The sequence below is a fragment of the Comamonas sp. FG99 genome, from assembly GCF_057808605.1.
This window is the reverse complement of the sequence record NZ_JBMDII010000073.1, coordinates 1-10,247: the sequence shown is the minus strand read 5'-3', so window position 1 is coordinate 10,247 and position 10,247 is coordinate 1. Positions and strand designations below refer to the sequence as shown.

Below are 10,247 nucleotides of genomic sequence, written 5' to 3'. Positions count from 1 at the left end.
GTGCGCGCGTCGTCGGCCTGCTGGCGCAGCGCCGCCAGCTCGCGCCGCTGGCCGGCCACTAGGCCGCGCTGCAGGGCCAGCTCCAGCGGCGTGGCCGCGCCGGCGCGCGCCCGGGCCTCGACCAGCGCCAGCAGGCGCTCGGCGTTTTGCAGGTTGCGCTCGCCGATGCCGCTGCGCTCGCGCGCCGCCACGGCCTGCAGCCAGGCGCCGGCCACGCTGGCAGTGACGGCCAGCCGCACCGTATCGCGGTCGAAGGCGCTGGCCTGCAGCGCGGCCCGGGCGCTGTCGCGCTCGGCCCGGCGGCGGCCCCAGAAGTCCGCCTCGTAGCTCGCCGTCAAGCCCGCGCCGTAGCGGCTGCCGCTCACCACGGCATGGCCGCCGATGCGGCCCTCGCGGCCGGCGTCCAGGCTGGCCGTCAGCTGCGGCGCCAGCGCAGCACCGGCAATCGCCGCCTGGGCCTGCGCCTGCCGCAGCCGGGCGGCGGCGGCGGCCACGTCCAGGCTGCGCTGCTGCGCCTGTTCGGCCAGCGCGGCCAGCTCGGCGCTGCCAAAGCCGCGCCACCAATGGGCGCTGATTTGCCCGGCCGGCTCGCCCGATCCGGTTGACCAGCGCTGCGGCAGCTCGGGCGGCGCCCGCTCCAGCGGCTGCGCGGGCACGGCGCAGCCGGCCAGCCACAATGCGCCGGCCAGCAGGCCCACGCTTTGGATGCATGGATGCAGCTTCATCATCACTCCCCTGCCAAGGCGCGCACCGGATCGAGCCGCGCTGCGGTCCGGGCCGGCATGTAGCCGAAGACCAGGCCAGTGACCACCGCGCAGGCAAAGGCGCCGAGCATGGCCCGCACCGAGAACACCACGGGCACGCCCCAGGCGATGAGCACCATGCCCACGGCCAGGCCCGCGAGCAGGCCGGCCACGCCGCCCACCAGGGTCACCAGGCTGGCCTCGGTGAGAAACTGGCGCAGGATGTCGCTCTGGCGCGCGCCCACCGCCATGCGGATGCCAATCTCGCGCGTGCGCTCGCGCACCGTCATCAGCATCACGTTCATCACGCCTATGCCGCCCACCACCAGGGATACGGCCGCGATCAGCCCCAGCATCACCGCCATGCTCTGGCGCGTGGCGGCCTCGGCCTGGATGCGCGCGGCCGCGTTGCCGATGCCGAAGTCCTCGCGCCCGCCGTGGCGCGCAAGCAGCAGCCGGTGCATGGCCTGCTCTGCCTCGTGCACCACCTGCGCGCTGCGCGCCTCGATCACCACGTAGTCGGGCTGGGTCTGCACCTGGTAGACGCGCGCACGGCCCGAACGGTAGGGGATGAACACCATGTCGTCATAGTCCTGCGCGCCCGAGTCCGCGCCGCGCTCGCTCATCACGCCTATGACCTCGAAGGCCGAGTTGCCGATGATGAGCTGGCGCCCCAGCGGGTGGGGCGTATCGGGGAAGAAGTGCTTGTGCGCCTTGTGGCCCAGCACCACCAGCGGCGCCTGGTCGCGGTCCTCGGCCTCGGTGTAGTAGCGGCCCTGGGCCAGCTTCCAGTGGTGCACCAGCGGCATCTCTTCGCTGGCCGCGAAGACGTAGACCTGCTTGTCGGCCTTGCCGTAGCGTACCGTGATCGGGTCGCCGATCACCGGCATCACGCGCCTGATCTCGGGCAGCTCGCGCAGCGCGGCCAGGTCTTCCTCGGTGATCTGGCCGGCGGGCCCGCCGGTGGCCGGCGGCTTGCTGCCCATGTAGAGGATGGCGGTGCCCATGGTGCCCATCTGCTCCACCACCTTGCGGCGCGCGCCCTCGCCGATGGCCAGCATCACGATGACCGAGGCCACGCCGATGACGATGCCCAGCAGCGTGAGGCTGGTGCGCACGCGGTTCAGGCGCATGCCGCGCCAGGCGCTGCGCGCGGCCTCGAACAGCTCGGCCGGCCAGGGCGTGGCGCAGGCATCGGGCCGAGGATGCGCCAGCGCCAGGCCTTTGCCGCTGTCGCTGCCCGCCCCCGCCGCGCTGTCGCCAACGACGCGCCCGTCGCTGATCTCGATCACGCGGCGCGCCTGCCGCGCCACGCTGCGGTCGTGGGTGATGAGGATGATGGTATGGCCCGCGTCGGCCAGCTCGCGCAGCAGCGCCATCACCTCGGCGCCGCTGTGCGAATCCAGCGCGCCGGTGGGCTCGTCGGCCAGGATGATGTGGCCGCCGTTCATCAGCGCGCGCGCGATCGACACCCGCTGCTGCTGCCCGCCCGAGAGCTGGTTGGGCCGGTTGCCCAGGCGCTCGGCCAATCCCAGGCGCGCCAGCAGCGCCTCGGCGCGGCGCTGGCGTTCGTCCTTGTGCAGGCCGGCGTAGATGGCCGGCATCTGCACGTTCTCGCTGGCACTTTCGCTGGCGATCAGGTGGTAGCCCTGGAACACGAAGCCGAAGGCCTCGCGCCGCAGCCAGGCCAGCGCGTCGGCATCGAGCTGCGCCACGTCCTGGCCCTGAAAACGGTAGCAGCCCTCGCTGGGTCTGTCGAGGCAGCCGAGGATATTCATCAGCGTCGACTTGCCCGAGCCCGAGCTGCCCACCACCGCGACGAATTCGCCGGCGCGGATATCGAGGTCGATGCCGTGCAGCACCGTCACCCGCGGCTGGCCGCCCGCGCCGCCGTAGTGCTTGCGGATGCCGCGCAGCGCGATCAGCGGCGTATCGCCCCCCGCGTCCGCGTTCACCATTGCAGCCACCTCAGGCCGCGCTCCAGCGGCGTCTCGCCCACGATGACGCGCTCGCCCTCGGCCAGGCCTTCGAGCACCTGGGCCTGGTGGCGGCTGCGCACGCCCAGCTTCACCCGGCGCGCCTGGGGCTGGCCGCGCGCATCCAGCACGCGCGCCGCATGGCCATCGCCCTCTTCACGCACCCCGGTCAGCGGTACGGTCAGCGCCTGCGCCGCGCTGGCGGTGACGAACACCACCTGCGCCGTCATCTGCGGCATCAGCTCCGAGTCTTGGTTGCCCACGTCGAACAGCACGGTATAGGCCACGGCCTTGGTGGCGGGCGCGGGCGCCGCCGCCGTGGCGCTGGGCTGCGCCTGGCTGGCCGAGGGCGCGGGCAGCACCTGGCGCACCGTGCCGCTCCAGCGCCGGGGCCGGGTTTGGCCGGCGCTGCCCAGCGTGGTGAAATACACCGGCATGCCCTCGCGCACGCGGCGCACGTCGGCCTCGGAGACTTCGGTCCAGACCGTCATCGCCGACAGGTCGGCGATGCGCAGGATGTTCGGCGTCTGGTAGGTGGCGTTGAGCGTCTGGCCTTCGCGCGCCTCGACCGAGACCACGGTGCCGGCCATGGGCGCGTAGATGCGCGTATAGCCCAGGCGCGCCTCGTCGGCCTTGAGCGTGGCCTGGGTCTGGTCGATCTGCGCCTTGAGGTGGTCGATGCGCGCGGCGGCCATGGCCAGATTGGCCTCGGCGGTCTGCACGTCTTCCTCGCGCGTGGCGCCGTCGCGGCTCATCTGCCGCTGGCGCGCGAGCTGCTGCTCGGCCAGGCGGCGCTGCGCCAGCTGCTCGGCCAGCTGGGCGCGCAGCCCGGCCAGCGAGGCGCGGCCGGCATCCACCGTGGCCCGCTGCACGCTGGGGTCGATCTCGACCAGCAGGTCGCCCTTGGCCACCTGGGCACCGGGCTCCACCCGCAACCGCATGATCTGGCCCGACACCTGGGCGCCCACGTCCACATAGCGGCGCGGCTGCAGCGTGCCGATGGCGGTGACCGTGGCCTCGATGTCCGAGCGCGCCACCGCCTCGCTCTGGTAGGCCATGGCCGGGCGCTGCGCCCACCACAGGCCCGCGGCCGCCACGCCCAGCACGAGCACGGCCGTGGCCGCGATGCCCGTCCAACGCCTGCGCGCATGCGCCATGGGCATCATCGCGCCCCCCAGTGCTCAGCATGCGCCAGCGAAAGCAGGAAATTCATTGCATACCCCCCATAGATCGGAATTGGAGACTGCGCCGGCACATAGGTTCCGGCCTCAGGCGAACCAGGCGAGGCCTAGCGCCCCACCCGCGGCCGCCAGCACCGCCAGCCAGGCGATGCCGGCCGCCCATCGCGGCGCGGCGGCGATCAGGGCCGCCGCGCCCAGCGCGCCCGCCGAGAGCCAGCCCAGCCAGGCCACCGCGCCCACCGTGGCGCCCCAGGCCCAGGCACAGGGCATGGCGGCGGCCGCCAGCAGCAGCACGCCCGCGCAGCGCAGCAGGCGGCGGCGCGCCGGCGGCGCCTCGCGCACGCCCGTCAGCTGTTCGTGGTGGCGGTCCATCGCGAAGGCCAGCGCCGCAATGCCCGCAAAAGCCAGCGCCAGCGCCAGCATCGATGCCTGCAGCGGATTCATGCCTTGCCCTCCACCTCTGCCAGCTGCCGCGCGCCGCGCCGCTGCAGCCGCCCACTTTGCCGCTGTTTGGCGCAGCGCCGCGCCCACGCGGCGGCCAGCCCCGCCGCCAGGCAAAACAGCTCCACGCCGGCGCTTTCCCAGTCGCCGCGCAGCAGCTGCGCGATCAGTTGGTCGCCCACGCTCAGCCAATTGAGCAGCGGCAGCAGCAGGCACAGCCAGGCCAGCAGGCCCAGCTGGTCCCGCCACACCGCAGCGGGCGGGCGCAGCAGCGCATGCGCCAGGGCCAGCGCCCAGATGCCGAAGAAGGCCGCCAGCTCCCAGTCGTCCCGGTGCGCCAGGTCCACGGGCACCAGGCGGTTGGCCCACAGATAACCGATGCAGGCCAGGCCCAGCCCGGCGATGGCCGCAAGGTTCAGGCCTTCGATCAACCGGTACACGCGCGCGGTCGCTGCGCCGAACTCGCCCAGGTGGCGGTCGCGGCGCTTGACCATGAACAGGATGGCGCCGGTCGCCATCATCGCGCTGCCCGCCAGGCCGCACAGAAAGTACAGCCACTTCATTGCCAGCCCGCCGAACGGGACCATGTGCAGCCCGCCCATGACCGCCTGGGCCAGCGCGGCGCCGCCGCCGTCCGAGCCGCCGGGGCGGCGCAGCTGCAGCAGCTCGCCGGTGGCGGCCGAGAACATGGCCATGCCGGTGTTGGGGCTCAGGCGCCGCTGGGCGTCGGCATCGCTGTTCCAGCCGTAGACGCCGATGCGCGCCGCCGCGTCGCCCGGATGGTCCACGACCACCGCGCGCACCGGCTGGCCCATCAGCTCCTGGCCGCGCCGCGCAAAGCTCTCCAGCTCGGGCACCGCCATGGGCTTGCCGGCAGGCGCGGGCTTGCCGGACTCGCTCAGCTCGGCGAAGAAGGCCGCGCGCGCCGCCTGGCCGGTGCCATACTCGCTCCAGATGCCGGCCGGCATGAAGCTCAGCCCCGAGATCACGATGCCGGTATAGGCGATCATGAACTGGAACGGCAGCGTCAGCACCGCCACCGCGTTGTGCGCGTCGAGCCAGCTGCGCTGGCCCTTGCGCGCGCGGAAGGTGAAGAAGTCCTTGAAGATGCGCTTGTGCGTGACCACGCCGCTGACCAGGGCCACCAGCATGGCCAGCGCCGCGATGGCCACCACCCACAGCCCGGCCTGGCCCGCATGCAGCTCGTAATGGAAGTCCACGAAATGATGGCCGCCCAGCGTGGCGCGCGCCGCGCCGTGGCCATGGCCGCGCTGCAGCGGCTCGCCGGTGGCCGGGTCGAGTTCGGCCTGGGCATACTGGCGTTTTTCGTCGAACCAGTACACGCGCAGCTCGCCCGCGCCCTGGGGATCAGACGGCCAGATCTCCCACATCTGCGCGCCGCGGTGGTGCTGCTGCATGTAGGCCGCGCCCCAGGCCAGGCGCTGGCCCAGGCCCGCGCCGGCCGGCGCCGATGCTTGGGCGGCGGCCGCCTCCTCGGCATGGTGCTCGGGCGTCATCCAGTGCGTGATGGACTCCTGGAACACCGCCAGCGAGCCGGTCAGGAACACCGCGAACAACAGCCACGAGAACCACAGCCCGCACCAGGTATGCAGCCAGGCCTGGGCCTGGCGAAAGCCGCCCTGGCCCGCGCCGGATGCCTTGGCCTTGGCTTGCGTTTTTTCCTTGGCAGCCATGCTCAGCCTCCCCAGCGCGCCAGCAGTGCCGCCGCGCCCGCCAGCGCAGCCGCGGATAGCAGCAGGCCCAGCCAGACGCGGCCCGGCGAGAGCGGCGAAAACGCCCAGACCACCGCCAGCACATGCAGCGCGAAGCTCCATTGCATGCCCGCCAGCACCGCATCGGCGCGCGGGCCGGGCAAGGCGGCCGCCAAGAATACGGCCAGCGCGCTGGCCAGCAGGTAGCCACCGAGCACGGCGGCCAGCAGGCGGGAGAGAACGGACAGACCTGGACGGGCCGCAAAAGCACAGAACATGGACAGCAATCAGGGTTTCACAGTGGGGTGCGGGCCGCAGCGCGGCCCTTTCCTATACATGACAAACGAGAATCAAAAAAGGGCCACTTTCGTTTGCGCCGCGGCTGCGAAGCGGGCCCTTCGGGCAGGCTCAGAACTTGTAGGTCATGCTCACATTCACGCTGCGCGGCGCGCCCCAGGTATAGGTGCTGTACCAGCTGAAGACGGTGTAGTACTTCTTGTCCAGCACATTGTTGATGGCCAGCGAGGCCGAGAGCTGCTTGCTGAATTCGTAGCGCGCCATCAGATCCATGATCCAGTAGCCCTTGACCGTATGCCTTGCCGACTCGCCGGACGGCAGGGAGACATTGCCCCAGGTCTTGTCCTGCCAGCGCATGCCGCCGCCCAGCGTCAGCCCGGCCAGGCTGCCGCCGAGCTTGTGGCTGGTATACAGGCTGAACTGGCTGGCCGGCGTGAGCGTTGCCACGCGCTCGCCCTGCTGGTGCGAGGTGCTGTGCGAATAGCCGGCCTGCAACTGCCAGTTCGGCGTAACCTGCCCGGACACCTCCAGCTCGTAACCCTTGGTCTTGACGCCCTTGACCGCCCGGTAGGCGGTACCGCCGTTCGGGGTCATGCCGCCGGTCTCGATGCCGAAATTGTCCTGCTCCAGCTGGAACAGCGCGGCCGACGCATTCAGGCGCCCGCTCAGGAAGCTGGCCTTCATGCCCAGCTCGTAGTTCTTGCCCTGCAGCGGATCGAGCCTGCGGCCCTGCTCGTCCTGCAGGGCCTGGGGCGTGAAGATGCCGGTGTAGCTGGTGTAGGCGGAATAGGTGTCGTTCAGGTCCACCACCGTGCCCAGGTAGGGCACGAACACGCCGGACTCGTGCTGCTCGGCCACGCGGTTGCGGTAGCTGGACCAGCGCCCGCCGGTGATGAGCTTCCAGTCGTCGCGCAGATTCCAGCGCGCGGCGGCGTACAGCCCGCGCTCGCGCGTGGTCTCGTCATCGGTGTAGTCGGGCGTGGCGCCCCAGGCGGGCGCCGGCACCTTGCCCTGCCACTGGTAGTAGTCCCGCACGTCGAGGTCGTAGCCCGAGGTTTTCCACCAGCCGCTGTTCTTCCAGCGCCGCTTGGCGATGCTGCCGCCCAGCACCAGTTCGTGCTCGCGCCCGGCCAGGCTGAATGGCCCGCTCATGTAGACATCGCCCGCATTGCTGGTGGTGCGGCCGATATATTGGCCCGCCCACATCGACACGCCCGAGCCGTTCGCCGGATTGGGAAAGCCGCCGGCCGCGGCGCCCAGGTTGGCGTCGTAGCCATTGACCTGGTGGTTGAACTGCGCCTTGGCCACCCAGCCATTGTCCAAGGCATGCTCCAGCGTGGCGAAGCCGGTGCGCGTGTACTGGTCCCAGTGGCTCCAGTTCGCGCCGTTGTTGAAGGAGCGCGGCATGGCATTGAACTCGCCCAGCGAATTGAGCAGCGGAATGCCGCCCCAGGTGGAGGCACGCGGCTTGTTGCGCTGCGAATCCGCCCCCACGGTCAGCAGGGTGCGCGGCGTGAGATCGGCCTCGACGATGCCGTAGAGCACATCCGTCTTGCGCCCGTAGCGATCGAGCTGGGTATGCCTGTCGCTATAGGCGGCCACGCCGCGCGCGCGCACGCTGCCGCTGGCGTTGAGCGCGCTGCTCAGGTCGATCTCGGTGCGGTAGCTGTCCCAGCTGCCCGCGCCGACGCTCACGTGGCCCTGGAATTCGCGCGTGGGCTTCTTGCGGATCAGGTTGATGGTCGCGCCCGGCGTGCCGGCGCCCGTCAGCAGGCCGGTGGCGCCCTTGAGCACCTCGACCCGGTCATAGATCACCATGTCCGAGAGCGTGTTGCCGGCCGAATAGGACGAGTCGCGCATCATCGGGATGCCGTCGTACTGGAAGTTCTGGATCGCGAAGCCGCGCGACCAGTACTCGGTGCGCTCGCTGTCGTAGGTCACGATGCTCACGCCCGGCGTGTGCTCCATCACCTGGTCGATCGAGGTGAGCTGGAAGTCATCCATCTTCTGGCGCGTGATCACGCTCACCGACTGCGGCGTCTCGTGCGGCGTCAGCACCAGCCGCGTGGCGGTGGCAATGCTGCCCGGCGTGTACGAGCCCGAGCCTTCGGTCACCTCGCCCAGCTGGTTGGCCACCACCTTCACCTCGCCCAGCGTGACCGAGTCGGCCGCCTCGGGCCGGATGGTGAGCATGCCCTGCTCGATGCGCCCCTGCAGGCCGCTGCCCTGCAGCAAGGCCTGCAGCGCCTGCTGCACATCGCGGCTGCCCTGCAGGGCAGGCGCCTGGCGGCCCCGCACCAGGGCGGGGTCGAGCGCCAGCTGCAGCCCGGCCTGGCGCGCGAACTCGCCCAGGGCACTGGCCAGCGGCTGCGCGGCAATGTCAAAGCGCAGCGCCTGCGCCGGCACTGGCACTTGCGCCATGGCGGCATGCAGCGGCAGGGCCAGGCCCGCGCACAGCGCGGCATGCGCCAGCGGGGTACGGCGAAAACGAGAGAAAAGCGTAGCCATGAAAGACGTCCTCGAATCAGTGTTGGGGAGCAAATCCACAGGGATCACTGACTGGACGCTTGGGCGCATGAATTCCTGAAAAAAAACTGCCCGCCGCGCATCTCACCGGGCCAGCGCCACCAGCAGCCCGCCATCGGACTGGCGCCGCACCTGCACCGGCAGCGCCCGGGGCAGCGCCATGACCCAGGCCTGGGCCTGGGCGATGCGCACGCGCCCGCTCAGCGGCAGGCTGGCCGCCTCGGGCGTGGCGGCCAGCGTGAAGGGCGCATAGCGCGCCAGCCGCTGCAGCGCCTCGCCCAGCGTGCTCTCGGCAAACGCCAGCTCGCCGTGGCGCCATGCGGCCGCATCGCGCGCTGCGGCCTGGGTGCGCACCGCGTCCGCGCCTTCAAGCCGCAGGCCCTGGCCCGCCCCCAGCTCGTAGGCCCGGCCGCCGGCTGCCTCGGACTCGACGCGCACGCGCCCCGACTCCACCTGCACCGTAACGCGCTCGTGGCCGCCGCTGGCGGCGCTGCGCTCCACGCCGAAGCGCGTGCCCAGCACCGTCACGCGCACGCCACCCGCCTGCACGATGAAAGGGCGCTCGGGGTTGCGCGCCACTTCGAAGAAGGCCGCGCCCTGCGCCAGCGCCACCACGCGCCGTGCCGCGAAATAGCGCACCTCGGCACGGCTCAGCGCATCGAGCAGCAGGCTCGAGCCGTCGGGTAGCTGCTGGCTGAGCTGCTGGCCGCGCGCACTGGCCCAGGCCGCCTGCCACTGCACATGGGTATCGCGGTAGTGGCGCCATTGCTGCCAGCCCAGGCTGCCGCCCAGGCCCATGCCCGCCACGCCCAGCAGCGCGCCCAGGCTGCGGCGCCGCCCTGGGCGGCGGGCAGCGCTCTTGGCGCTTTCAGCAGCGCTGCCCGCATGGCTGCCGCGCCAGCGGTGCAGCGCATCCTCGATGCAGGCATGGGCCTGGATCAGGTCGCGCTCCACCGTGTTGAGCGACACGCCCAGCCGCGCCGCGATCTCGGGCTGCCTTTCGCCGTGCACCCGGTGCGCGACAAAGGCCGCGCGGCTGCGCTCGGGCAGGCCGGCCAGGGTGTTCTCCAGCATGGCCAGCGCCTGCCGGTACATCACCGCATCGGCCACGTCGGGCGCATGGCTGGGCGCCAGCTGCTCGCGCACCGCCGCCGTATCGAGATAGCGCAAGTGGCGCTGCTGGCGGCGCTGCGCATCCAGCGCCAGGTGCTGGGCCATCACCGCCAGATAGGCCGTGGCGTCGCGCGGCGCCTCGTCACCGGCCGCACCGCCGGGCGCGCTGCGCGCATGCTCGGCCAGCCGCAGCCAGGTGTCATGAACCAGGTCGCCCGCCTCCTCGCGACTGCCGGTGGGGGGGGGGGGGGGGGGGGG

General features: G+C 71.8%; 8 protein-coding genes. All 8 read right to left on the bottom strand.

The window, feature by feature from the left end:
• Positions 1–725 (bottom strand): TolC family protein (locus tag ACODRX_RS25600; protein WP_488874369.1); only part of this gene is annotated, 725 nt, incomplete at its 3' end.
• A gap of 2 nt (positions 726–727) precedes the next feature.
• A complete protein-coding gene (locus ACODRX_RS25595) occupies positions 728–2,701 on the bottom strand; it encodes an ABC transporter permease (protein WP_488874368.1) in 1,974 nt (657 codons plus the stop codon).
• Complete coding sequence (locus ACODRX_RS25590; protein WP_488874370.1) at positions 2,695–3,876, bottom strand: efflux RND transporter periplasmic adaptor subunit; 1,182 nt, start codon at positions 3,874–3,876, stop codon at positions 2,695–2,697. The genes ACODRX_RS25595 and ACODRX_RS25590 overlap by 7 nt, the downstream gene beginning before the upstream one ends.
• Positions 3,877–3,987: 111 nt before the next feature.
• Positions 3,988–4,344, bottom strand: coding sequence for a DUF3325 domain-containing protein (locus ACODRX_RS25585; protein ID WP_488874367.1), 357 nt, complete (start codon positions 4,342–4,344; stop codon positions 3,988–3,990).
• Positions 4,341–6,035 (bottom strand): PepSY-associated TM helix domain-containing protein, encoded by a 1,695-nt coding sequence (locus ACODRX_RS25580; RefSeq protein ID WP_488874366.1) that lies wholly within the window; start codon positions 6,033–6,035, stop codon positions 4,341–4,343. Before ACODRX_RS25580 ends, ACODRX_RS25585 begins: the two co-directional genes overlap by 4 nt.
• Positions 6,036–6,037: 2 nt before the next feature.
• Positions 6,038–6,331, bottom strand: coding sequence for a DUF3649 domain-containing protein (locus ACODRX_RS25575; RefSeq protein WP_488874365.1), 294 nt, complete (start codon positions 6,329–6,331; stop codon positions 6,038–6,040).
• A gap of 130 nt (positions 6,332–6,461) precedes the next feature.
• Positions 6,462–8,858 carry a TonB-dependent siderophore receptor gene (locus tag ACODRX_RS25570; RefSeq protein WP_488874364.1) on the bottom strand — a complete coding sequence of 799 codons (2,397 nt, stop codon included), beginning with the start codon at positions 8,856–8,858 and terminating at the stop codon, positions 6,462–6,464.
• 102 nt (positions 8,859–8,960) lie between these two features.
• Positions 8,961–10,247 (bottom strand): sigma-70 family RNA polymerase sigma factor (locus ACODRX_RS25565; RefSeq protein WP_488874363.1); only part of this gene is annotated, 1,287 nt, incomplete at its 5' end.

Bases quoted from the DNA above. Each gene is read 5' to 3' on its own strand.
- ACODRX_RS25590 (WP_488874370.1), bottom strand. From the start codon at position 3,876: ATGGCGCATGCGCGCAGGCGTTGGACGGGCATCGCGGCCACGGCCGTG.
- ACODRX_RS25580 (WP_488874366.1), bottom strand. From the start codon at position 6,035: ATGGCTGCCAAGGAAAAAACGCAAGCCAAGGCCAAGGCATCCGGCGCG.
- ACODRX_RS25595 (WP_488874368.1), bottom strand. From the start codon at position 2,701: ATGGTGAACGCGGACGCGGGGGGCGATACGCCGCTGATCGCGCTGCGC.
- ACODRX_RS25575 (WP_488874365.1), bottom strand. From the start codon at position 6,331: ATGTTCTGTGCTTTTGCGGCCCGTCCAGGTCTGTCCGTTCTCTCCCGC.
- ACODRX_RS25585 (WP_488874367.1), bottom strand. From the start codon at position 4,344: ATGAATCCGCTGCAGGCATCGATGCTGGCGCTGGCGCTGGCTTTTGCG.
- ACODRX_RS25570 (WP_488874364.1), bottom strand. From the start codon at position 8,858: ATGGCTACGCTTTTCTCTCGTTTTCGCCGTACCCCGCTGGCGCATGCC.